Origin of the sequence: Actinomadura sp. CNU-125 (genome assembly GCF_001942465.1) — a bacterium.
Lineage (GTDB): Bacteria > Actinomycetota > Actinomycetes > Streptosporangiales > Streptosporangiaceae > Spirillospora.
The window spans coordinates 20,488-43,117 of sequence record NZ_MKJY01000560.1 but is presented as its reverse complement, the minus strand read 5'-3'; the positions used below and the strand labels follow the sequence as shown (position 1 = coordinate 43,117).

22 protein-coding genes and 2 pseudogenes are annotated in these 22,630 nt (G+C 72.6%); 10 read left to right on the top strand and 14 right to left on the bottom strand.

All coding sequences use genetic code 11. The features are described 5' to 3' along the window. From BJF79_RS41190 to BJF79_RS41175, 5 genes are all read right to left on the bottom strand, one after another. Window positions 1-1,516, bottom strand: a 1,516-nt coding sequence (locus tag BJF79_RS41190; protein ID WP_143220841.1) for an ArnT family glycosyltransferase, incomplete at its 3' end; no start/stop codon positions are given. Window positions 1,517-1,529: 13 nt separating this feature from the next. Then, window positions 1,530-3,635, bottom strand: coding sequence for an ArnT family glycosyltransferase (locus BJF79_RS41185; RefSeq protein WP_075905567.1), 2,106 nt, complete (start codon window positions 3,633-3,635; stop codon window positions 1,530-1,532). Then, on the bottom strand, window positions 3,632-4,228 hold the full coding sequence (locus BJF79_RS64115) for a GtrA family protein (RefSeq protein WP_262403348.1): 597 nt from the start codon (window positions 4,226-4,228) through the stop codon (window positions 3,632-3,634). Before BJF79_RS64115 ends, BJF79_RS41185 begins: the two co-directional genes overlap by 4 nt. Continuing rightward, window positions 4,168-4,938: a dolichyl-phosphate beta-glucosyltransferase gene (locus BJF79_RS64110; protein WP_262403347.1), complete on the bottom strand. Its 771-nt coding sequence runs from the start codon at window positions 4,936-4,938 to the stop codon at window positions 4,168-4,170. The genes BJF79_RS64115 and BJF79_RS64110 overlap by 61 nt, the downstream gene beginning before the upstream one ends. 79 nt (window positions 4,939-5,017) lie before the next feature. Then, the gene (locus BJF79_RS41175; RefSeq protein ID WP_075905565.1) at window positions 5,018-5,743 is read right to left on the bottom strand and encodes a response regulator transcription factor; all 726 of its coding nucleotides are present in this window, start codon (window positions 5,741-5,743) and stop codon (window positions 5,018-5,020) included. Window positions 5,744-5,903: 160 nt separating this feature from the next. Here BJF79_RS41175 and BJF79_RS41170 point away from each other — a divergent pair. Both BJF79_RS41170 and BJF79_RS41165 read left to right on the top strand, forming a co-directional pair. Further along, a pseudogene (locus BJF79_RS41170) lies at window positions 5,904-7,318 on the top strand (FAD-binding oxidoreductase). 37 nt (window positions 7,319-7,355) lie between these two features. Further along, window positions 7,356-8,126 carry an SDR family NAD(P)-dependent oxidoreductase gene (locus BJF79_RS41165; protein ID WP_075905563.1) on the top strand — a complete coding sequence of 257 codons (771 nt, stop codon included), beginning with the start codon at window positions 7,356-7,358 and terminating at the stop codon, window positions 8,124-8,126. A gap of 65 nt (window positions 8,127-8,191) precedes the next feature. On the opposite strand, the gene BJF79_RS41160 is transcribed toward BJF79_RS41165, so the two are convergent. Next, a complete protein-coding gene (locus tag BJF79_RS41160) occupies window positions 8,192-9,403 on the bottom strand; it encodes an RNA-guided endonuclease InsQ/TnpB family protein (protein ID WP_075905561.1) in 1,212 nt (403 codons plus the stop codon). Window positions 9,404-9,574: 171 nt separating this feature from the next. Between BJF79_RS41160 and BJF79_RS41155 the strand changes: the two genes are divergently transcribed. Continuing rightward, complete coding sequence (locus BJF79_RS41155) at window positions 9,575-10,645, top strand: AI-2E family transporter (RefSeq protein ID WP_075905559.1); 1,071 nt, start codon at window positions 9,575-9,577, stop codon at window positions 10,643-10,645. A 108-nt stretch (window positions 10,646-10,753) separates the two neighbouring features. On the opposite strand, the pseudogene BJF79_RS67870 reads toward BJF79_RS41155, so the two are convergent. Beyond that, window positions 10,754-12,085: pseudogene (locus BJF79_RS67870) on the bottom strand (long-chain-fatty-acid--CoA ligase); the annotation flags it as partial. Further along, on the bottom strand, window positions 12,072-13,424 hold the full coding sequence (locus BJF79_RS41145) for a PucR family transcriptional regulator (protein WP_075905557.1): 1,353 nt from the start codon (window positions 13,422-13,424) through the stop codon (window positions 12,072-12,074). The gene BJF79_RS41145 and the pseudogene BJF79_RS67870, both read right to left, overlap by 14 nt. 198 nt (window positions 13,425-13,622) lie before the next feature. Between BJF79_RS41145 and BJF79_RS41140 the strand changes: the two genes are divergently transcribed. Both BJF79_RS41140 and BJF79_RS41135 read left to right on the top strand, forming a co-directional pair. Next, complete coding sequence (locus BJF79_RS41140; protein ID WP_075905555.1) at window positions 13,623-13,943, top strand: ArsR/SmtB family transcription factor; 321 nt, start codon at window positions 13,623-13,625, stop codon at window positions 13,941-13,943. Next, the gene (locus BJF79_RS41135; RefSeq protein ID WP_262403344.1) at window positions 13,940-14,212 is read left to right on the top strand and encodes a hypothetical protein; all 273 of its coding nucleotides are present in this window, start codon (window positions 13,940-13,942) and stop codon (window positions 14,210-14,212) included. The genes BJF79_RS41140 and BJF79_RS41135 overlap by 4 nt, the downstream gene beginning before the upstream one ends. Before the next feature lie 79 nt (window positions 14,213-14,291). Here the strand turns inward: BJF79_RS41135 and BJF79_RS64095 are convergent, their stop codons facing one another. Further along, entirely contained in the window at window positions 14,292-14,429 is a 138-nt protein-coding gene (locus BJF79_RS64095) for a hypothetical protein (protein ID WP_262403343.1), read from the bottom strand. 105 nt (window positions 14,430-14,534) lie between these two features. On the opposite strand from BJF79_RS64095, the gene BJF79_RS41130 reads away from it, so the two are divergent. From BJF79_RS41130 to BJF79_RS41120, 4 genes are all read left to right on the top strand, one after another. After that, window positions 14,535-16,259: an MMPL family transporter gene (locus tag BJF79_RS41130; protein ID WP_262403342.1), complete on the top strand. Its 1,725-nt coding sequence runs from the start codon at window positions 14,535-14,537 to the stop codon at window positions 16,257-16,259. Further along, entirely contained in the window at window positions 16,256-16,426 is a 171-nt protein-coding gene (locus tag BJF79_RS64090) for a hypothetical protein (RefSeq protein ID WP_262403341.1), read from the top strand. Before BJF79_RS41130 ends, BJF79_RS64090 begins: the two co-directional genes overlap by 4 nt. A 66-nt stretch (window positions 16,427-16,492) precedes the next feature. Then, a complete protein-coding gene (locus BJF79_RS41125) occupies window positions 16,493-16,654 on the top strand; it encodes a hypothetical protein (RefSeq protein WP_187357133.1) in 162 nt (53 codons plus the stop codon). Between the two features lie 90 nt (window positions 16,655-16,744). Continuing rightward, window positions 16,745-17,131 carry a VOC family protein gene (locus tag BJF79_RS41120; RefSeq protein ID WP_075905553.1) on the top strand — a complete coding sequence of 129 codons (387 nt, stop codon included), beginning with the start codon at window positions 16,745-16,747 and terminating at the stop codon, window positions 17,129-17,131. A gap of 29 nt (window positions 17,132-17,160) precedes the next feature. On the opposite strand, the gene BJF79_RS64085 is transcribed toward BJF79_RS41120, so the two are convergent. Both BJF79_RS64085 and BJF79_RS64080 read right to left on the bottom strand, forming a co-directional pair. Continuing rightward, the gene (locus BJF79_RS64085) at window positions 17,161-17,301 is read right to left on the bottom strand and encodes a hypothetical protein (RefSeq protein WP_262403340.1); all 141 of its coding nucleotides are present in this window, start codon (window positions 17,299-17,301) and stop codon (window positions 17,161-17,163) included. Beyond that, a complete protein-coding gene (locus tag BJF79_RS64080; RefSeq protein WP_262403339.1) occupies window positions 17,298-17,531 on the bottom strand; it encodes a MerR family transcriptional regulator in 234 nt (77 codons plus the stop codon). The genes BJF79_RS64085 and BJF79_RS64080 overlap by 4 nt, the downstream gene beginning before the upstream one ends. A gap of 48 nt (window positions 17,532-17,579) precedes the next feature. Here BJF79_RS64080 and BJF79_RS41110 point away from each other — a divergent pair, with 48 nt between their 5' ends. After that, window positions 17,580-18,443, top strand: a complete 864-nt coding sequence (locus BJF79_RS41110; protein ID WP_075905551.1) for an SDR family oxidoreductase — start codon at window positions 17,580-17,582, stop codon at window positions 18,441-18,443. Between the two features lie 12 nt (window positions 18,444-18,455). On the opposite strand, the gene BJF79_RS41105 is transcribed toward BJF79_RS41110, so the two are convergent. The 3 genes from BJF79_RS41105 to BJF79_RS41090 form a co-directional block, all read right to left on the bottom strand. Further along, the gene (locus BJF79_RS41105) at window positions 18,456-19,352 is read right to left on the bottom strand and encodes an RNA polymerase sigma-70 factor (protein WP_075905549.1); all 897 of its coding nucleotides are present in this window, start codon (window positions 19,350-19,352) and stop codon (window positions 18,456-18,458) included. 71 nt (window positions 19,353-19,423) lie between these two features. Continuing rightward, the gene (locus BJF79_RS41100) at window positions 19,424-20,623 is read right to left on the bottom strand and encodes an NAD(P)/FAD-dependent oxidoreductase (RefSeq protein WP_075905547.1); all 1,200 of its coding nucleotides are present in this window, start codon (window positions 20,621-20,623) and stop codon (window positions 19,424-19,426) included. Between the two features lie 1,028 nt (window positions 20,624-21,651). Continuing rightward, a complete protein-coding gene (locus tag BJF79_RS41090; RefSeq protein WP_075905545.1) occupies window positions 21,652-22,494 on the bottom strand; it encodes a helix-turn-helix transcriptional regulator in 843 nt (280 codons plus the stop codon). Window positions 22,495-22,630: the final 136 nt, after the last annotated feature.

Genomic DNA, 22,630 nt, shown 5'->3' with positions numbered 1-22,630 from the left:
GCCGCCGCCGCGCCCGGCCGAACCGCCGCCGGACGTGCTCGGCCCGCGGTGACGATCGCGCCCGTGTGCGGCGTCCGGACGGTCTCCACCGCGTACGCCCCCGGCCCGGCGAGGCTCGCCGCGACGGCCAGGACGAGCGCGCCGCCGAGCGTCCGTCCGCGCAGCAGCCGGTTCGGCGGCGATCGCGGCGGCCGCGGAGCCCCCCGCACCCCGCGACCACCGGGCCGAGCCACGCGTTCCAGGACACGCTGCGGGTCGAGCAGCACCTGCGCCACACCGCCGTGACCGCGACCGCCGCCGCCAGGACGGCCGACGCCCACGCGGCGCGGCGCCGCTCCCACAGCACCGCCGCGCCGATCCCGACGAGCGCCGCGACCGCCGGGGCCAGCGCGACCGTGTAGTACTCGTGGAAGATCCCCTGCATGTGGCTGAAGATCACGGCCGTCGGCAGCAGCCAGCCGCCCCACAGGCCCAGCGCCGCGCGGGCCGGGTCGGTGCGCGGCGCCCGCCGCGTCGCCCACAGCCCGGCGGCGAGCAGGACGATCGCGGCGGGCAGCAGCCACGACACCTGGCCGCCGATCACCGAACCGAACATGCGGCCCCAGCCGGCGTCCTGGTTCGTGTTGCCGAGGCCGCCCGTCTCGTCCCCGTTGAGGCGTCCGAGCCCGTTGTAGCCGAGCGCCAGCTCCAGCACCGAGTCGTGCTGCGAACCGCCTATGTAGGGACGCGACGAAGCGGGCACCACGGCCACGATCGCGACCCACCAGCCCGCCGACACCAGCAGCGCGCCCCCGGCGAGCGCCAGCTGCCACAGCCGCCGCCGGACGGGCGTCGGCGCGGCCACCAGATACACCAGCGCGAACACCGGCACGACCAGGAACGCCTGCAGCATCTTGGCGAGGAAGCCCGTCCCGACGCAGGCGGCTGCGAACACCAGCCAGCGGGTGCTCGCGCCCTCCTGCGCGCGGACGATCCCGTAGGCGCCGAGCGTCAGCAGCAGCACCAGCAGCGCGTCCGGGTTGTTGAACCGGAACATCAGCGCCGCGACCGGCGTCAGCGCCAGCGCCGCCCCCGCCAGCAGTCCCGCCCAGGCCGGGAACCGGCGGTGGACGGCCGCGTACAGCGTCCCGACCGTGGCCACGCCCATCAGCGCCTGCGGGACCAGGATGCTCCACGCGTTGACGCCGAACACGCGCGCGGCCAGCGCCATCGGCCACAGCGCGCCCGGCGGCTTGTCGACGGTGATGGCGCCCGCCGCGTCCGACGCGCCGAAGAAGAACGCCGACCAGCTCGTCGCGCCCGCCTGCACGGCCGCCGAGTAGAACGAGTTCGCCCATCCGGAGGCGCCCAGCCCCCACAGGTACAGGACGGCCGTGGCCGCCAGCAGCACCAGCAGCGCGGGCCGGGCCCAGACCGGATCGGCGGCGGGGCCGCGCAGCAGCCGCCGGACGAGCCGGTCCCGGCGCGCCGCCGGGGCGGTCGAGTCGGGCGGTGCGCCCGGAAGTGTCGAGGTCATGGTGTCCCTCCCGTCAGCCCAGCCGGTACAGGCCGGAGCCGGAACCGGTGCCGGTGGACGCCGCCGTGCCGCCGTACTCGCTCGGCCGGACGAGCGTCCCGTGCTGCCGCACCCACGCGGTGACGTCGTCCGAACCGCCGTCGCGTCCGCCGCGTCCACCGGGGCCGCCCATGCCGCCGCCGAGCACGATGTACCGCAGCTCGCCGTCCTCGACCATCCGCTGGAGCTTCTCGACGGTCATCGCGGGATCGCCGCCGGTGAAGCCGCCCATGGCGATGGCGGCCCGTCCGGTCTCCAAGATGATCTGCGACGCCTCCTGGGCGCTGGAGACGGCCACGAGCCACGTCGCGTCGCCCTGGTTCTGCTCCAGGTAGGCGATCATCTGCTCGTCCACGCCGCCGCCGGGTCCGCCGCCGGGACGCGCGCCGCCACCGCCGGGCATCGTCATGCCGCCCTGCGGCCGGCCGCCCGGCGCCTGCCCGCCCGGGAACTGCCCGCCCGGGAAGCCGCCCGTCCCGCGCGGACCGCCGCGCTCTCCGCCACCGGGCCCGGCGCCGCCCGGCATCCCGCCGGGCCCGCCGCCGAAACCGCGCCCGGACGACGGGCCCGCGAGCGGGTTCGTCGCGTTCGGCGAGGTGGCGGCGGCCGACACCGCGTAGGCGCCCGGACCGGCCAGCGCCGCCACGAGCGCGCACACGATCCCGGCCCGCAGGACGGGACGTCCCGCGCGCGCGGCCTTCGGAAGCCTGCAAGCGATCAGCGCGGCGACCGCGAGGACGGCGGCTCCGGCGACGGCCCAGCGCAGCCACGGGTGCCACGACGGGGTGCGGGCCAGCAGCGTGAACGCCCACCAGCCGGTGACCGCGACCCCCGCCGGGAGGACGAGCGCCCACGCGGCCGAGCGGCGCGAGGCGTCCAGGAGCAGGACGGCGCCGCCGCCGACGAGCGCGCCGATCGCGGGGGCCATCGCGGTCGTGTAGTACGGGTGGAACGTGCCCTGCGCGAAGCTGAACACGACGTAGTGCAGGGCCAGCGTCCCGCCCCACAGCAGCAGCGACGCGCGCCGCGAGTCGGTGCGCGGCCGCCGGATCGTGAGCGCGAGACCGGCGGCCAGGCAGATCGCCGCGAGCGGCAGCAGCCACGAGATCTGCCCGCCGATCGTGTCGTTGAACAGGCGTCCGGCGCCCGCCGCGCCGCCGAACCCGCCGCCTCCGCCGGGGCCGCCGCCCCCGCCGCCCGGTCCGCCGCCCTGGCCGAACACGCGGCCGAGGCCGTTGTAGCCGATGACGAGGTCCCAGGCCGTCCCGTCCGTGCTGCCGCCGATGAACGGGCGGGCGCCCGCCGGGACGAGGTCCACGATCGCGATCCACCAGAAGCTCGACACGGCCAGCACGCCACCGGCCGCGAGCAGGTGCAGCACCCGCCGCACCGGCCCGGGCCGGGCCGCGATCAGGTACGCGAGCGCGAGCGCGGGCACGATGATGAACGCCTGCAGCATCTTGGTGTTGAAGCCGCAGCCGACGAGGAACGCGGCGAGGAGCAGCGGTCGCACGCGGCCGGTGTCGATGGCGCGCTGCGTCGCCCACACGGCCCCGACCAGGAACAGGAGCAGCAGCGTGTCGGGGTTGTTGTCGCGGTTGATCGCGACCGTGATCGGCGTCAGGGCCAGGACGGACGCCGCGACGAGCGCCGCCGGGTGGCCGAACGCGCGCCGGACCGTCGCGTACAGCACGGCGACGGCGGCGACGCCCGCGACGACCTGCGGCAGCAGCAGGCTCCACGAGCCGAACCCGAGGACGCGCGCGAACAGGCCCATCGCCCACAGCGCCATCGGCGGCTTGTCGACGGTGATGTACGACCCGGCGTCCAGGGAACCGAAGAAGAACGCCTTCCAGCTCTGCGTGCCGCTCTTCACGGCGGCCGAATAGTACGAGTTCGCGTAGCCCGCCTCGGTCAGGCCCCACGCGTACAGCGCGGCGGCCAGGACGAGGACGGCCCACAGCGCGGGACGCGCCCAGCGCGGATCGTCCGGCGCGCCGAGGAACAGGCGCCTCGCCCGTCCGCGCCCGGCGGCGGCCCGCTCCCGCGCGGGCCGCGGGGAGATCGTGGTCGTGGTCATGACACCGGTCCTCCGGTCTCCTCGGCGGTGGCGGCGGCCCGCGCGTCGGGCGCCGCGGGCCCGGAACCGGCGCCCAGCCGGCGCGGGTGGAAGATCCAGGCGCGCATCAGCAGGAAGCGCACCAGCGTCGCCGTCCCGTTCGCGGCGACGAGCGCGACCACCTCGACCGTCCGGGACGAGCCGGGCGCGGCGGCGTGCAGCAGCGCGAGCCCGCCGGTGCTGAGCGCCAGCCCGATCAGGAACGCCAGGCCGCCTTCGAGCTGCTGCCGGAACGCCCGCCGGGGGCCGGTGACGCCGAACGTGAAGCGCCGGTTCGCGGCGGTGTTGCCGATCGTGGTGATCACCAGCGACAGGGCGTTCGCCCACAGCGGCCCCATCACCAGCCGGAACAGGACGAACAGGACGAGCTGCGCGAGCGTCGAGAAGACCCCGATCACCGCGAACGCGGGCAGTTGGTGCGCCATCCCGGCGGGCAGCCGCGCTCGCCCCCGGTCGGCGCCGCGCCCGCTGACCGGCGCGCGGAACGCGCCCGTCACCATGCGGCGCCCGACGCGGGCCATGCCGCGCAGGTCGTCGCGCGCGGTGCGCAGCACGTCGACGCGGCTGTCCGGGCGTCCACCCAGTCGACCGGTACCTCGTGGATGCGCAGCCCGTTGCGTTCGGCGAGCAGCAGCAACTCGGTGTCGAAGAACCACTCCTCGTCCTCGACCTGCGGCAGCAGCGCCTGGACGATCTCGGTGCGGGCGGCCTTGAAGCCGCACTGCGCGTCGCTGAACCCGGCGGCGAGCGTGGCGCGCAGCAGCAGGTTGTAGCAGCGCGAGATCACCTCCCGGCGCGGGCCGCGCACGACCGCCGAACCGCGGGTGAGGCGGCTGCCGATCGCCAGGTCGCTGTGCCCGGAGATGAGCGGCGCGACCAGCGGCAGGAACGCGTCCAGGTCCGTGGACAGGTCGACGTCCATGTAGGCGACGACGTCGGCGTCGCTCGTGCTCCACGCGTGCCGCAGCGCGCGGCCGCGGCCCTTCTCGGCGAGCCGGATCGCGCGGACGCGCGGGTGCCGCTCCATCAGCCGCCGCGCGACCGTCCAGGTCCGGTCCGTGCTGGCGTTGTCGGCGATCGTGATGCGGAACGCGTAGGGGAAGTTATCGGCGAGGTAGGCGTGCAGGCGGCCGATGCTGGCGGCGAGCACGTGCTCCTCGTTGTAGACGGGCACGACCACCTCCACCAGCCGGCCCCGGCCCCCGTCGTGCGGGGAGGCGGGAGGCCCGGCGGGCGTGCCCCGTTCGGTGACAAGGTGACTCATACCGGCCACGTTCACCGGCGAGTGTGGGAGCGCCCTGAGGCGTGAATTAAGCCCGCATGAGGATCGCGTCGCCGTCCGCTCAGGAGGGCGCGGTCCGCAGGACGTACCCGACACCGCGGACGGTGTGCACGAGCCGCGGCATCCCGCCGATCTCGGTCTTGCGGCGCAGATACATCACGTACACGTCCAGGGAGTTCGACGCGGGCTCGAAGTCGAACCCCCACACCGCCTTCAGGATCTGCTCCCGCGTCAGCACCTGCCTGGGGTGGGCCAGGAACGTCTCCAGCAGCATGTACTCGGTGCGGGTCAGCTCCAGCGGACGCCCCGCGCGCGTCACCTCGCGGGTCGCGGTGTCCATCCGCAGGTCGTCGAACACCAGGACGTCGTCCCGCGCGGTCCCCGCGTCCGCGCGCATCCGGCTGCGCCGCAGCAGCGCCCGGACGCGCGCGAGCAGCTCGTCGAGCTCGAACGGCTTCGCGAGGTAGTCGTCGGCGCCCGCGTCCAGGCCCGTCACCCGGTCGCCGACCATGTCCCGCGCGGTCAGCATCAGCACCGGGACGGACTCGCCGAGCGCCCGCAGCCGCCGGCACGCCGTCAGGCCGTCCATCCGCGGCATCAGCACGTCCAGGACGACCAGGTCGGGACGCTCGCGCGCCACCGCGTCGAGCGCCGCGACGCCGTCGGCCGCCCCCGCGGTGCGGTACCCCTCGAACTCCAGGCTGCCGGCCAGCGCGTCCCGCACGGCCGGTTCGTCGTCCACGATCAGGATCCGAGCGGGCGCCGTCCCCTGTGTGCCAGCTTCCATGTACTCACAGTAAGCAACCCTCGTACCCCGCCAACGCCTGGTTCGGGGGTTTCTCACCGTTCTCTCAGACAACGCTTAACCGCCTTTCATCCGGGTCCCCGCGCGTTGGAACGTGCCGGGCGCCGCGTAGCATCGGCTTGCGGAAAGCGAGGTGTGCCCCATTTCCTCCTATGACGACCAGGCCAAGGCGCTCGCCGCGGCGTTGCCCGACGCCCGGCTGATCACCGACCCCGACGTCCTCGCGAGCATCGGCCACGACGAGGCCGAATGGGCGCCGGTCGGGACGCCCGTCGCGGCGCTGCGGGCGCGTTCGTCCGACGAGGTCTCCCGCGCCGTCGCCGCCTGCGCCGACCTGCGGATCCCCGTCGTCCCGCGCGGCGCCGGGACCGGGCTGTCCGGCGGCGCCAACGCCGTCGACGGCTGCCTCGTGCTCGACCTGTCCGGGATGAACGCCGTCGTCGAGATCGACACCGACAACATGGTCGCGGTCGTCCAGCCGGGCGTCGTCAACGACGACCTGAAGAAGGCCGTCGCCGAGCACGGCCTGTGGTACCCGCCCGACCCCGCCAGCGCCCCCTGGTCGACGATCGGCGGCAATGTCGCCACCAACGCGGGCGGCCTGTGCTGCCTGAAGTACGGCGTCACCCGCGACTACGTCCTCGGCCTGCGGGCCGTCGTCGGCGGCCCCGCGGGCGCCTACGGCACCGTCGCCGACCTCGGCCGCCGCACCACCAAGGGCGTCGCCGGGTACGACCTCACCGGCCTGTTCGTCGGCTCCGAGGGCACCCTCGGCGTCGTCACCGAGGTCACCCTCCGGCTCCGCCCCGCCCGCCGCGACGCGCCCCGCACCGTCGTCGCGCCTTCGACGACCTCGTCTCCGCGGGCCGCGCCGTCGCCGGGGTCACCGCCCGCGGGCTCGTCCCCGCCGCTCTCGAACTCCTCGACCGCGCCTGCCTGGAGGCCGTCGAGGAATGGAAGCACCTCGGCATCGGCCCCGGCGCCGAGGCCCACCTGCTCGCGAGCGTAGACACCCCCGGCCCGTCCGGCGACGACGAGGGCGCCGCGATCGCGACGATCTTCCGCGACGCGGGCGCCGCGTGGGCCGAGCAGTCCACCGACCCCGTCGAGGCCGAGGCCCTCTTCGAGGCCCGCCGCCTCGCCTACCCCGCGCTCGAACGCCTCGGGCCCGTCCTCACCGAGGACGTGTGCGTGCCGCGCTCGTCCGTCCCGCAGATGCTCGCCCGCACCGAGGAGATCGGCCGCCGGCACGGCGTCCGCATCGCCACGATCGCCCACGCGGGCGACGGCAACCTGCACCCGCTCCTCATCACCCCGCCCGGCGACGACGCCGCCCGCGCCGCCGCGCAGGCCGCGTTCGACGAACTCCTCCGGGCCGCGATCGACCTGCGCGGCACCGTCACCGGCGAGCACGGCGTCGGCCTGCTCAAACGCGGCGGCATGCAGCGCGAACTGCCCCTCGGCGTCCGCGCGATGCAGCACGCGGTCAAGCAGGCCCTCGACCCGCTGAACCTCTTCAACCCGGGGAAGGTCATCGGCGACGATCCCGACCTCTGATACAAAGGTCGCCGAACGTCGCATACCGGGAGGCATCGTGGACGCCGAGAAACTGCGGACCCTGTTCGACCTGTCCGGACGCGTCGCGATCGTCACCGGCGGCACCCGCGGCATCGGACGGTCGATCGCCGAGGGCTTCGCCGCCGCCGGTTCGAGCGTCGTCGTCGCGAGCCGCAAGCCCGAACCGTGCGCGGAGACCGAGGCGCACCTCAAGTCGATGGGCGGCGCGGCCCTCGGCGTCCCGACCCACCTCGGCGACCTCGACGCGCTCGACGCCCTCGTCGCCCGCACCGCCGACACGTTCGGCCGCATCGACATCGTCGTGAACAACGCCGCGAACCCGCTCGCGCAGCCCCTCGGCGGCCTCACCCCCGAGGCGTTCGCGAAGTCGCAGGACGTCAACGTCCGCGGCCCCGTCTTCCTCGTCCAGCGCGCCCTCGACCACCTCACCGAGAGCCCCTGCGCGGCCGTCGTCAACGTGATCTCCGCCGGCGCGTTCATGTGGTCGCCCGGCGTCTCGATGTACGCGGCCGCGAAGGCGTCGATGGCGTCCTACACCCGCTCGATGGCCGCCGAGTTCGCCCCCCGCGGCATCCGCGTCAACGCCCTCGCCCCCGGCACCGTCGACACCCTCATGGTCCGCAACAACCCGCCCGAGGTGCAGGAGGCGATGGCGAACGCCGCCCTCCAGGGCCGCGCGGCCGACCCCGACGAGATGGTCGGCCCCGCCCTCTTCCTCGCCTCCGACGCCGCCAGCTTCGTCACCGGCCAGATCCTCCTCGCCGACGGCGGCCTCGTCCCCCGCTGACCCGCCGCCCCGTGGTTGCTTGCGGGGGGCCTGGGTAGTAGCGGCGAGTTGACCTCCTCCCCCGCCTAAAGGCGGGGGAGTCCAGCGGTCGCCCGCTGGGTTTCCTGCTTCGTCGCCGACCGCCCCGTCCGGGAGGACTCCCGTTGAGGTCTCACACCGGCTCCACAGGCAGACACCGCCAGCCCGGCGGCCACAATATTGCGCGCGGCGTTGACGTCCCGATCGTGCCGGGCACCGCACCCGCCGCACTCCCACTCCCTCACATTGAGGGGCATGTCCTTCTGGAGGGTTCCGCACTTCGAGCACGTCTTTGTGGAGGGGAACCACCGGTCGATCACCACGAACTCGCGGCCGTACCAGCCGGCCTTGTACTCCAGCATGACCCGCAGCTCCCGCCACCCCGCGTCCGAGATCGCACGCGCCAGGCTGTGGTTTTTGACCATGTTGCGCACGTTGAGATCCTCGATCACGACCACTTGGTTCTCGTGGACGAGCCGGGACGACAGCTTGTGCAGGAAATCGCGCCGCCGGTCGGCGATCCGCGCATGCACCCGCGCGACCTTCGCCTTGGCCTTCTCCCGGTTGGCCGACCCCTTGGCCTTGCGCGCCATGTCCTTCTGCGCGCGGGCGAGGCGTTCGCGGTCGCGGCGCTCGTGCCGGGGGTTGGCGACCTTCTCCCCGGTCGACAACGTGACCAGCGAGGTCACCCCGGCGTCGAGGCCGACGACCTTGTCCGACGGCTCCAGGCGGATGACCGTGTCTTCACAGAGGAGGGAAACGAACCACCGCCCGGCCGCGTCCTTGGACACCGTCGCCGTGGACGGCACGGCACCCTCGGGCAGCGGACGCGACCACACGATGTCCAGCGGGCCGTTCATCTTCGCGAGCGTGAGTGCACCGTCGCGCCACGTGAACGCCGACCGGGTGTACTCTGCCGACGCCCGCGACTTCTTGCGCGACTTGAGGCTCGGATACCTCGCGCGCTTGCCGAAGAATGCCGCGAACGCGGCCTGCAAGTGCCGCAGCGCCTGCTGCAACGGCACACTGGACACCTCGTTCAGGAACGCCAGTTCGCCGGTTTTCTTCCAGGCGGTCAACGCCGCCGAGGTATCGGCATACGACATGCGGTGCCGCTGCGAGCGCCAAGCCCGCGTGCGTTCTTCGAGGGCCTTGTTGTAGACCAGCCGCACGCACCCGAACGTGCGGGCGAGCTCGGCCGCCTGCTCGTCCGTCGGGTAGAAGCGGTATTTGAACGCCCGCTTCACCGTGCACGCCATGCCCCGCAATCTAACGATGCCGATGTGAGGGGCGCAGGCGTTCGGCGGAATCGGCAGGAGGGGGGCGAACGGTGATCAGCCCCGGGGGCGGTTCATCTTTTCCTGTGCTGCTCCGCAGGAGTTTCGTTCCCTCCCCGGCCTGAAGCCCGGGGTATCCACGAAGGAGTCACGATGGCCGACGGCAAGGGGTTCGGCGCCGTTCCGTCCACGTTGCGGAAGGCGGCGGCGGTCGCGGGATGCTTCCTGCTCATCGCCGCGGCCATCGGGCTGCTCGTCTACTTCCTGGTGCTGCTGGCGCCGCTGACCATGGCGGTCATCGCCGCGCTGCTGCTGAGCGCGCTGATGTCGCCGGTCGCGCGGTGGACGCGGCGGCTGCGGGCGCCCGCGTGGGCCGGGGCGCTCGCCGGGCTGCTCACCCTGCTCATCGCGATCGGCGGTCCGATCGCGCTCGTCACCGGGCAGGCCGCCGACCAGTGGGAGCAGATGCGGCAGGGGCTCACCACGGGGCTCGACCGGGCGCGCGACCAGCTCGTCAACGGGCCGCTGCCGATCAGCGAGCGGCAGCTCGACTCCGTCGTCGACGCGATCATCCGGGCCGCGCAGCGGTCGTCGCCCGACCCGGTGGCCGGCGCGAGCATGGCGGCGGAGGTGCTGGCCGCCGCGCTCATCGCGCTGTTCCTGCTGTTCTTCATGCTGAAGGACGGCAAGGTCATGTGGGGCTGGCTCGTGGGGCTCGCGCCCGAACGGCGGCGGGCGAAGGTCGACGCGGCGGGGCGCGCGGGATGGCGGGCGCTGGTGTCGTACGTGCACGGCATCGTCGTGATCGCCCTCGTGGACGCGATCGGGATCGGGCTCGCGCTCGTCCTGATCGGCGTCCCGTTCGCGCTGCCGCTGACGCTGCTGACGTTCGTCGCGGCTTTTGTTCCTATCGCGGGCGCGATCATCGCCGGTGCGGCGGCGGTGCTCATCGCGTTCGTCGGCGGCGGCGTCACCGACGCGCTGCTGGTCCTCGCGGCGGTGGTCGTCGTCCAGCAGGCCGAGAGCCACCTGCTGCAGCCGCTCATCATGGGACGGACGCTGCACCTGCACCCGGTCGTGATCATCGGCGCGGTGACGGCCGGGACGCTGCTCGCGGGCATCGCGGGCGCGGTGATCGCCGTCCCGATGGTGGCGGTCGTGTACCGCGTGTCGTCCGTCCTGGCTAGCGGACGGACGCCGCCGGAGCCGCCAGCGCCCGCTTGAGGATCTTGCCGGTGGGGCCGACGGGCAGCTCGTCCAGGAACCGGATCCGCGCGGGTACTTGTACGCGGCGACGCGTTCGCGGACGAACGCGCGCAGTTCGTCGGCCGTCGCGGGGGCGCGCAGCGACACCACGGCGGTGATCTCCTCGCCGACCTCCGGATGCGGGACGCCGACGACCGCGGCCTGCCGCACCGACGGATGCTCGTACAGCACCTCCTCGATCTCGCGCGGGTAGACCGTGTAGCCCGCGCGGATGATCACGTCGCGGCGGCGGTCGACGAGGTAGAACACGCCGTCGTCGTCGGTGCGGCCCAGGTCGCCGGTGTGGAACCAGCCGTCGCGGATCGCGTCCGCGGTGGCGGCGGGGTCGTTCCAGTAGCCCTTCATCACGTTCGGGCCCCGCACGACGATCTCGCCGATCGCGCCGCGCGGCATCTCGCGTCCGTCGTCGCCGACCACCCGCATCTCCACCCCGTGGATCGGCCGGCCGATCGAGCCGGGCCGCCGCCCCGCACCGGACCGGTTGGACGACGTCAGCGGCGACGTCTCGCTCAGCCCGTACCCCTCGATGATCGGGCAGCCCAGCTCCTCGAACGCGCGCAGGACGTCCAGCGGGAGTGCGGCACCCCCCGATACACAGCTCCGCAGGATCGACATGTCGGACACGGCCGGATGGTCCAGCAGCGCGATGAACATCGCCGGGACCCCGTGGAACACCGTCACGCCGTCCCGCCGGATCACTTCCAGCGCGCGCGCCGCGTCGAACCGTTCGAGGAGCGTGAGCCGCCCGCCCGCGCAGATCGTCGCGTTCAGCGCGCACGTCTGCCCGAACGCGTGGTACAGCGGCAGCGCGCCGAGCACGACGTCGTCCACCCCGAGCCCGTGCATCCGCGCGACCGTCGCCGCGTTCCCGCCCAGGTTCGCGTGCGTCAGCTCGATCCCCTTCGTCGGCCCGGTCGTCCCCGCGCTGTACAGGAGCACCGCCGTGTCGTCCCCGGACGTCCGCGCGACATCGTCCTCGGGCGGCGCCCCGCGCAGCAGCCGTCCGAACTCGCCCGGCACGACGAACATGTAGTCGGTGCGGGTACCGTCCGTCCCCGCCTCGACGGTCTCCGCGTACGCGTGCCAGGCGATCACCAACCGGGCCGCGCAGTCGCCCAGATACGCGGCGATCTCCCGCCGCTTCAGCAGCGGATCCAGCGGGACGACCACCGCCCCGATCCGCAGGATGCCGTAGTAGACCACGGCGAACTCGGGCACGTTGGGGAGCATCACCGCGACCCGGTCGCCCGGCCTGATCCCGCGCCGCCGCAGCAGCGCGCCCGTCCGCGCGCTCCGCGACTCCAGCTCGCGGTAGCCGAGCCCCTCCCGGTCGAGCGTGAGGGCCGTGCGTCCGCCGAACCGTTCGGCGGCGGCCCGGAGCCGCTCAGCGAGATTCATGCGCCGACGGTACGTCGGCGGTCCCACCCTCCTCATTGGTCGCGGACACCAGTCTTTTCGCCCCGGAATTGGTGGCCGGTGGCAACACGTCCTGGAGGGCGATCGCCACGAGCAGATCGACCAGATCGGTGAAATGCCGGAGGTTTCTGCCGGTCCGCTCCTGGATGCGCCGAAGACGGTACTGCGCGGTGTTGTGGTGGATCTGCAGCCGCTCGGCCGCCGCGCGCAGATTGAGGTCCGCCGCCGCGAACGCCCGGATCGTCGCGGTCAGCACCCCGCCGCGCATCCGGTCCTCCTCCAGCAGATCGAGGACGCGCGGATCCACGAGGTGCCGCGCGGTGTCGTCCGCCCGCAGCGCCATGTACTCGAACGGGGAGATCCGCGGGAGCGCCGCCACGCCGCCGTCCTCGGGCAGGAACTCCAGCACCGCCCGCGCCTCCTGGAACGCCCGCGGGATCTCCGCCGTCCCCTCGACGACCGTGCTGATCCCCATCGCCAGCACGATGTCCTCGTCCAGCAGGTCCCGCTGGACGGCCTGCAACAGGTCGCACAGCTTCCCCGCATCGCCGCCGGGCCCCAGCGCGGGCACCGCCACGATCTCCGACTGCCGCACGACCGCGAGCGTCCGGTGCCTGCCGACCCCGGTCCGCGCGATCGCCGCGCACGCCGCGTGCCGGGCGTCCGCCTCGCCCCCCACCAGGACGGCCGCGACCACCACCAGCGGCGTCCGCGACCCGGGCGTCAGGCCGTGCGCGTGCGCGGTCGCCAGCTGCGGCCCGCGCGTCGGCGCCTCGCCGTCCAGCAGCAGCTCCACCAGGTCCCGGCTCGCCTGCGCGCTCTCCTCCGCCGCGTACCGCTGGAACTCCGTGTACGCGTTCGCCGCGTGCGTGCTGGCGAGGTCGCAGTACCGCATCAGCGGCGCCGCCAGCGACAGCGCCGCCTCCTGCCCGGCGAACGTGCGCCCCGCGTGCGCCACCACCGCCTCCCAGAAGACCTGCTGGCCCACCCGGAACGCGTTGATGTAGTCGGCCAGCGTGAACCCGGCCTGCACCCGCCGCATCGACGCGCGGCGGCTGAACGCGATGTCCTCGAACGTGACCGTGCGCTCCTCCAGCAGCACGGCGAGCTTGGTGCGGTAGTGCCGTCCGACCTGTTCGCGGACGTCGGTGAGGAAGTCGTCCGTCCGGTCCGCGTACGCGGGGATCTCCGCCCGCATGACCGCGACGGCCCGGTCCGCCAGTTCGTCGACGATGGTGAGAAGTTCGGCGAGGATTCGTGATCGTTCGGTGCGGACGGCGTCCGCATCGGTGAGCATTCTCGTGCTGAGGCCACCGGACATGCCCGGATGATTCCTGCCGTTCCGGGCAGCGTCAACGCCCGTGACAAGTCCGAGACGCTCCCTGTTCTCAGCGGACAACTCCCCGCCCCGAACATCGGTCCCCGCGCACATGCACCCGTCCGGCCCGATCAAGGACCCGGCCCTTCGCGTCCGTCACGGTTGGCAAACCAGGCTAGGCACCTGCTAACTTTTCTTTGCATGAGCGGGGACGAGTTGCTGCAGGTACTGGCCACACTGGCCAACCCGCATCGCCTGCGGATCCTGGCGGCACTGTCGGACGAGCGCGAGTACGTGAGTCGCCTCGCCCGCGAGCTCGGCATCAGCCGCCCCCTTCTGCAGGTGCATCTGCGCAAGCTGGAGGCGGCCGGCCTGGTGACGGGGCGGGCCGAACTGTCGGAGGACGGAAAGGCGATGAAGTACTACACGGTCAACCCGTTCCGGATCGAGCTGACGCCGCAGGAGATCGCGACGGCCGTGCGGACACTGACCGTGCCGGACGGAAAGAAAGGAGCCGAATGATGGATGCGCAGGACATGACGGAAGTGGTCGGTGCCATAGGCGTCTTCGCCATCATCACGACGCTGATCATCGTCGTGGTGGTCCAGGTGGGCGCCACCATGCGCGCCCGCGCCACCCTGGCCCGCGAGGCCGAGTACCGGCGCCTCGCCGAGGAGGGCGTCAAGACGCAGGAAGGCATCGAACGGCGGCTCACCGAGAACGGGCGGCACCTCGCCGCCATGGAGAAGCGCATGGAGTCGCTTGAGGACATCCTGCAATCCGTGGAGTGACCGAACGGGCCGGGCCGTCGAGCGGCAACTCGACGGCCCGGCGATGAAGAAGCGCCCACCCGCCCGCGAGGGCGGGCTCTCACAGGAACACCCCTTCAGAGAAAGGACAGCAGTGCATGCTGCCTGAAAGCAAACCGATCACCGAGCGGATCGCGGGCTGGTCCGTCCGGCACCGTGTTCTGGCGATCGGCGGCTGGTGCGCGCTGGTGGTCGTCATGGTGGTGTTCTCCGGCCTGCTCGGCCTGGACGACAAGAACAGCACGACCCCGGAGAGTCCGGGCGGGCCGACCGGGCCCGGACGTCTCGCACCGGGTACATCCCCGTGCTCGAGAACATCCTGGTCCAAGGTGACGCCCCCGTGCGCCGGGCGGCCGTCCACGACCTCGTCAGCACCCTGCGCGGCCACGGAACCGTGCACTCGCCCCTGGACCCGGGCCGCGCCGACCTCGTCTCCGCCGATGGACGCTCGGCCCTGGCCGTCGTCGAGATCGCCGGCCCGCCGCGATCCGTGCCCGCGCACTACGACGCGATCGTCCGGGGCATCGACGACGTCCAGAAACGCCACCCGGGTGTCCGCCTGGCGCACGCCGGTGACATGAGCCTGTCCAAGGCGGTGGACGAAGGCATCCAGGACGACATGAAACGGGCCGAGTACTTCTCGATACCGCTCACCCTGGTGATCCTGCTCGTGGTGTTCGGCTCCCTGCTCACCGCCGGCATCCCGGTGCTGCTGGCGGCGACCACCGTCGCGGGCACCTTCGGCGTGCTGGGCATCGTCGGGCACTGGGTCCCGTTCAACAGCGCCGGCTCCTCCATCGTGCTCCTGATCGGCATCGCCGTCTCCATCGACTACTCGCTGTTCTACCTGCGCCGGCAACGCGAGGAACTCGCCGCGGGCCGCTCGGTCGCCGAAGCGCTGCGGACGGCTTCCCGCACCTCCGGCCACGTGGTCGCCGTCTCCGGCCTGACCGTGATGCTGTGCGTGGCCGGCCTGCTGTTCACCGGCCTGGACAACTTCAAGGGCCTCACCGCCGGCACGTTCATCGTCGTCGGCCTGGCGGTGACCGCGTCGGTGACCGTGCTGCCCGCGATGCTGTCCGTGCTCGGCCACCGCACCAGGACCCGGGGCCGCACCACATCCCGCGTCTGGAACGCGGTGGCGCTCCGCGTCGTCCGCCGCCCCCTGCTGTGGGGCGGGGCCGCCGCGCTCGCCCTGATCGTGATGACGCTGCCCGCCTTCGGGATGCGGCTCCAGGACGCGGCGGTCACCGACAGCCTCCCCCGCGACGTCCCCGTGGTCGACGCGGCCCTGCGCATGCAGGAGGCGTTCCCCGGCAGCCCGTCGCCCGCTCAGGTGGTGCTGTGGGAGAAGGAGCCCGGCGCCCTGGACGCCCCCGCCGTCCGAACCGCGGTCGAAAGCCTCCACCCGACCACAACGGCCCGCTCGGGCGACATCGTGATCGCCCGTGTCCCGCTCGCCCACTTCGGCAGAGGAGAACAGGCCAACCGGGCCCTCCTCGAACTGCGCCACGAAGTGGACGCCCTCGAACTCGACGGCGTCGGCCACGCGGTCGCGGGCAAGACCGCCGTTGCTTACGACTTCACCCAAATGATCGAAGACCGAGCCCCGCTGGTGTACGGCTTCGTGCTGATCCTCGCCTTCCTGCTGCTGGCGGTCGCGTTTCGGTCGGTGGCCGTCCCGCTGATCTCGATCCTGCTCAACCTGCTGTCGATCGGCGCCGCCTACGGCGTCCTCACCTGGGGCTTTCAGGACGGTCACCTGGGCCGGGCGCTCGACTTCGTCCCCTACGGCGCGATCACCAGCTGGCTACCGCTGTTCATGTTCGTGATCCTCTTCGGGCTCAGCATGGATTACCACATCTTCATCCTCAGCCGGATCCGCGAGCGCCGCACGGCCGACGCCACCGCCGCCGAGGCGATCGTCACCGGAATCGGCAACGGCTCCGGCGTCGTCACCAGCGCCGCCACGATCATGATCGCGCGTTCAGCGTCTTCGCCGTCCTGTCCGCCATCGAGTACAAGATGATGGGCGTCGGCCTCGCGGTCGCCATCTTCATCGACGCCACCCTGGTCAGGGGCGTTCTCCTCCCGGCCGCGCTGGCCGCCCTCGGCGAACGGCTCTGGCCCGGAGCCCGCCGAGCGAGCGTCCGGCAGGACACCGAGCCCGTGGCGACGGGAGCCCGGTCGGTATAAGCGGTGCCACGGGCGCGGTGTGGACGCCCAGACCCGTCCGGGCGGCCGGGTGCGGAGACGTTCCCGGTGCGTCAGTCGGGGGAACGCGACCTGTGGCGGGAGGCCGAGGACGCCTTCCGCTGGTGGGACGGGCTGGGCCGCCCGGCCGCTGACCGGTGGGGCCTGGCCGTCGTCCCGGACGGCCGGTTCGTCTGGCTCGACACCGAGGACCACCGGATCGACCGCTGACGGCGACGCTCCGCAAATCACGTTTCGTCCCGCCTGCGCCACCGTGTACGGTCGCGGCCGGTAGCTCCCACGCTGAAAGCAGGTTTCGTCATGGCATGCCGGATCAGTGAACTCGTGCTCGGTTGCCGCGACCCCGAGGTGCTGGCGCGGTTCTGGTGCGAGGTGCTGGACTTCGTGGTGCTCGATCGCGAGGAGGACTGCATCGAGATCGGGCCGCGCGAGGGGTTCGGCGGGCCGCAGCCGACGATCATCCTGAGCCGCCGCGACGAGCCGGAGCCGGGGAAGCCCCGGCTGCACATCGACGTCAACGCCACGGACCGCGATCAGGACGCCGAACTCGAACGCCTCCTGGAGCTCGGGGCGCGCCCGGCGGACATCGGCCAGACCGGCGAGGAGCCATGGCACGTGCTCGCCGACCCCGAAGGCAACGAGTTCTGCCTGCTCAGGGCCCGCATCGAGCACCTCGGCCAAGGCTGATCGGCCGGTCTTCCCGGCGGACGACCGGCTCAGGCCTCCCCGACGAAAGCCGCGCAGTCCGGGCAGTCGTCGAGGTACCGATGCCGGCGCTCGACGGTGTGCCGCAGGAAGGTGATCGCCTTCCGTCTCTGGACGATCTCGCCTTCGAGTCCGGCGATCTTCGCCTTCACGACGGCCTGTGCCGCCGACTTCGTCGCGCCATCGCGGCGGTGACCTCGGGCAACGAGAGCCCGACGCGACGCAGTTTCAGAACCGTCCGCGCCTGTTCCACGGCCCCGTCGTCGTAGACGCGGTGGCCGTTGCCGTCGCGACGCACGGTGAGCGCCCCGACGTCTTCCCAGTGCCGCAGCACGTGGGCTTCGATCCCGAGGTCCGCGGCCACTTCCCCGATCGTCTTCACGCTGCGCGCCTTGCCTTCATGTCGACCTGAACCCTTAGCGTCTCGATCATGCCCGACACCGGTCTCACGGGCTTCGGCCGTCCATCGATCCTGGTCACCGGTGCGTCCGGCAACCTCGGCCGGGAGGTCGTCGACCGTCTCCGCGGACGCGGCGCGCGCGTGCGATGCCTCGTGCGCGAACGGCCCGGTCCGCGTCCGGGAGTCGAGTGGGCGGCCGGCGACCTCACCGACCCGGCCACCGTGCGCGCGGCCCTCGCGGGCGTCGACGCCGTGTTCCTGATCTGGCCGATGCTCGACTCCGCCCCCGCCCACGATCCGGTCGCGGAACTCGCGGCGGCCGCGCCCCGCGTCGTCTACGTGTCCTCGACGGCCATCGACGACGAAGCCGAACGCCAGAGCGACCCCATCGTCCAGGTGCACGCGGACATGGAGGCCCTGCTCCGGAACGCCGGCCTGCACCCCGTGGTGCTGCGAAGCGACACGTTGGCGTCCAACGCCCGTGGCTGGGCGCCACAGTTGCGGACGGGCGACGTCGTGTCGGGCCCGGACTTCGCACGCACCGCCGTCGTGGACGAACGCGACGTCGCCGACGCAGCCGTGGCGGCACTCCTCGCACCCCACGACGGGCCGTACCTGCTGACGGGACCCGAGGTGCTGGGCCGCGCCGACCAGGTCGCTCTCCTCGGTGCCGCGCTCCGGCGCCGTCTGCGCTTCCGAGCCGTCGCCGCCGACCTCGCACGGTCGCGAATGCTCGCGGACGGACGTCCCGAGCGGCTGGTGGACGCGTTGGTCGCCGCTTCGCTGCACCGTCCGGAGTCGAACCGCACCACCGACCACGTCGAGCGCCTCACCGGACGCCCGCCCCGCGACTTCGCGACCTGGGCCCTCGACCACGCGCCCGAGTTCGACTGACGGCGCCGTGCGTCAGTTGAGGGTGAGGGGGGTGGCTGCGGTGATGTGGGTGAGTTTGTTGGGGTTGCGGACGAAGTAGATGCCGGTGACGAGGCCGTCCTGGACGGCGATCGTCATGACGCTGTCGATGTCGCCGTCGTGACGCAGGAGGAGGGCGGGGTGGCCGTTGACGGTGGCGGGTTCGCCGGTGAGGGCGCCTTCCTTGTCGCCGAGGCTGGCCAGCAGAAGACGCAGCACCTTGGCCACGCCGGTGACGGGGCGCAGCGCGGCGCTTCGGACGCCGCCGCCGTCGCTGATGAGGACGACGTCGGGGGCGAGCACGTCGAGGACGCCTTGCAGGTCGCCGGTCTCGACGGCGTGCTGGAACGATGCGAGGGCGGCTTCGGCCTGGCGGGGCGAGACGACTTCGCGGGGGCGGCGGGCCTCGACGTGCTTGCGGGAGCGGTGGGCGATCTGGCGGACGGTGGCGGGGGTCTTGCCGACCGCTTCGGCGATCTCGTCGTAGCCGACGTCGAAGACCTCGCGCAGGACGAAGACGGCCCGTTCGGTGGGCGAGAGGGTCTCCAGGACCAGCATCACGGCCATGGACAGGCTCTCGGCGAGTTCGACGTTGTCGGCGACGTCGGGTGAGGTGAGCAGCGGTTCGGGGAGCCAGGGACCGACGTAGGTTTCCTTGCGGCGCCGCAGGGACCGCAACCGGTCGAGGGCCCGCCGGGTGGCGATGCGGACGAGGAACGCACGCTGGTCGCGGACCTGCTCCAGGTCGATGTCGGCCCAGCGCAGCCAGGTCTCCTGGAGGACGTCCTCGGCGTCGGCCGCCGAGCCGAGGATCTCGTAGGCGACGGTGAACAGCAGGTTGCGGTGGGCGACGAAGGCGTCGGTCGCCGGGTCCGCGGCGTGGTCGGGCATCCTCGGATCCTTCCAGGCAGGCCATTACGGGGACAGGGCGGGCGGCGTCGGGCCGCCCGCCCGCCGGGGGGTCAGGCCGCGTGTGCGGGCCGGTTCTCGCGGGCGTCCCGGACGCGCTGCTCCCGGGTGTCGTCCTTGGCCTTGAGGGCGCGTGCGCCGGGCTTGTGCGCTTCTTCGGTCAGCTGCTTGATGGTGTGGGAGCAGACGAACTCCTTCATGCGCGCGCCGGCGCGGCCGCCGAGGTGGAAACGGACGGCGGTGTCGTTCTTGCGCGAGAACTGGAAGATGCCGGTGCCGCGGCCGAGGCTGACGCACAGCCCGTTGAAGCCGACGCTGACGGCGTCGGGCCGTCCGCCTTCGATGCGGCGCAGGACGGCGTCGGCGGCGTGGGGGCCGAGCTGGAGGGCGGACTGGCAGCCCATCCGGTAGGGCATGCCCGAGGGCGAGGCGGCGTCTCCGGCGGCGACGATGCGGTCGTCGTCGATGCTGGTCAGGGTCTCGTCGGTGAGGAGGCGGCCCGCGGGGTCGGTGCGCAGGCCGCTGCGGGCGGCCAGGTCGGGCACGTCGAACCCGGCGGCCCAGATGGTCAGGTGGCTGAGCACCTGCCCGCCGTCGGCCAGCCGTACGGCGTCGGCGGTCACCGACGTCACCTTGGCGCCGGGCCCATCCAGGACGGTCACGCCCAGTGCGGCGAGCCGCTTGGCGACGAAGCGGCGCCCGTTGGGGTGCAGGTAGGAGCCGAGTTGTCCGCCGCACACGAGGGTGACGGCCCGGCCGGCCTCGGCGAGTTCGGCCGCGGTCTCGATGCCGGTGGCGCCGCCGCCCACGACCGTCAGCGCGGCGTCGGCGGGCGCGTCGGCCACGGCCCGGCGCAGCACCTCGGCCTGCTCCAGCGTCGCGATCGGGTAGGTCAGGTCCGCGCCGGGCACCTGCGGCGCGCCGCCGCCGCTGCCCACCGCGTAGATCAGGTAGTCGTAGCGGAGGGGGCCGCCGGCGGCCAGCGACACGGTCCGCGTATCCCGATCGATCTCGGTGGCGGCGTCGACCACGAGCTCGACCTTTTCGCTCAGCACGTCCTTGTAGTCGACGACCGCGTCGTCCGACCCGGCCACCAGTTGGTGCAACCGGATCCGCTCGACGAAGGTCGGGCGGGGGTTGACCAGGGTCACGGCGACATCGTCGCGGCTCGTCAGGCGGTTGGCCGCGACGACTCCGGCGTACCCGCCGCCGATCACGATGACGTGCGTCCGGCCGCCGTTGTTCTTCGTCATGATCCTGCTCCGTTCACTCCGCGGTTACGCCCACAAGTCGCCGGACGGAGCGAATCCGTGACACGACATGACCCAGATCACATTCGGCGCGAGTCACGGCACGCCGGACGGGCGGAACGACGGCAGCTCTAACGGGCTTGTAGGACGACGAGTGTCAGGAACACCCTGAGGACCCGCGCCGCCGACCCCGCCGACGGCATGGTCGATGGGGCTTCGGCTCGGGGCCTTGGGGTCAGGGCAGGTCGAACCGGCCGTCGGACCGTCTCAGCCACCACCACCCCCGCCGCCGGGCGCAGCCCCGGTGATCGCTTGCGTCTCCTGCCCGATCATCTCCCGCATCGGCACGCCGTCGCAGTTGCCGAGGATGACACCGACCCAGCCGGTGTCAGGGTAGATGTCCCAGTTGGCGCTGACACCGGGGTTGCCACCGGCGCTCTGGTACTGCCACTGGCCGTTGACGATGGAGACCGGGATCCCGTACGCCCCGAATGACGTCGCTCCGTGGGGGATCTTGGCCCCGGCACCTGCTCGGCGATGTTCTCGGCGAAGCCCTCAAGGTGGGTGCCCACCGTGTCCGACAGTTTCAGCTTGCCCTGCTGCGCCAGCTGCAAGACGGCCACCGCGTGGAACGGTTTACCCGTCTACCGGCGACCGCTGTCGGCGACCGATGACCTGCCCATGTGTTCCCAGTGCCTCCACTGAAGACGGAAGACTGTTGCGATGGTGTATGCGATTTTCGATACGCCCGCGATACAGCGGACCCCCGGCATCAAGGAACCGGCGCGGCCGACAGTGCGGCACGCCCCGACGGCGTTGCACGGCACCGGGGTCTCAAGGCGGGCGAACCGCACGGCATCGCCTTCGTCCCGGCCCTCGCGGTCGGACTACATGACGGCCCGGACGGCCGAGAGGGTGAGGCGGTCGGCGGACGGACGTCCCGGGCGGCTCGTGGAGGTCTCGGCGCAGATAACCGCTGGACACAGCACCCGCGATGCCGATCCCGGCAGCCGCCGCCGACCCCGATGGGCTTATTTCGCTACTGGAGGGCTTTTCGCCGTGGGAAGTCCATCAGTGCTGAGCGCACCCAGCAGGCGCAGCCCGTCTGCGGTGGGGCTTTCGGGGGCGGCGGAGAGCACCAGTAGCTCCAGGCCTGAATCATCCGGCAGTGCGAAGTTCTCCTGGTGCAGTTCGAGTAGTCCGACCAGCGGGTGCCGGTACGCCTTGCGTCCGTGCGTGCGGGCGCGTACGTCCGCGCGGGCCCAGAGGCGGCGGAAGCGCTCGCTGCCCATCGCCAGCTCGCCGATGAGCGAGGCCAGGCCCGGATCGTCGGGGTACTTCCCGGCCGCGAGGCGCAGGTGCCCGACCACGTCGAGGGTGCATTTCTCCCAGTCCGCGTAGAAGCCGCGCTCGTCCTCTTCGAGGAAGATGTGCCGGGCGGTGTTCAGGCCCGGCATCTCCCGGCCGTAGAGGAGCCCGGCGAGGCGGTTCCCGGCGGCCACGTCCAGCCGGTAGTTCATGATCAGGGCGGGCGCGTCGGTGACCAGGTCCAGGACGCGCAGCAGCTCCGGCCGCACGCGCCCGCCGGGCGGCTTCGCGCGGCGGCGGCGCTGCCGGGCGAGCCGGTACAGGTGCCCGCGTTCGGTGTCGTCGAGGCCGAGGACGCCGGCGAGCGCGTCGAGGACCTGTTCGGACGGCTGGGTGGCGCGGCCCTGCTCCAGCCGTACGTAGTAGTCGACGCTGACTCCCGACAGGTGCGCGATCTCTTCGCGGCGCAGCCCTTCGACGCGGCGGCGGCTGTCGGTGGGGATGCCGACGGCCGCCGGGTCGACCCGGGCACGCCGGGTCCGCAGGAAGCCCGCCAGATCGTCCATGCGCCCAGTATGGCCTTGGCGGTGCACGTGAAGGTGGTCCTGCCGTTACCAGGAAGTGCGGTCCGGTGGAAGAAGCGCCCCTGAACGGGGAGGTCCCGGCGGTCGAGCATCGATGGCGACACACCTCGTCGAAGGG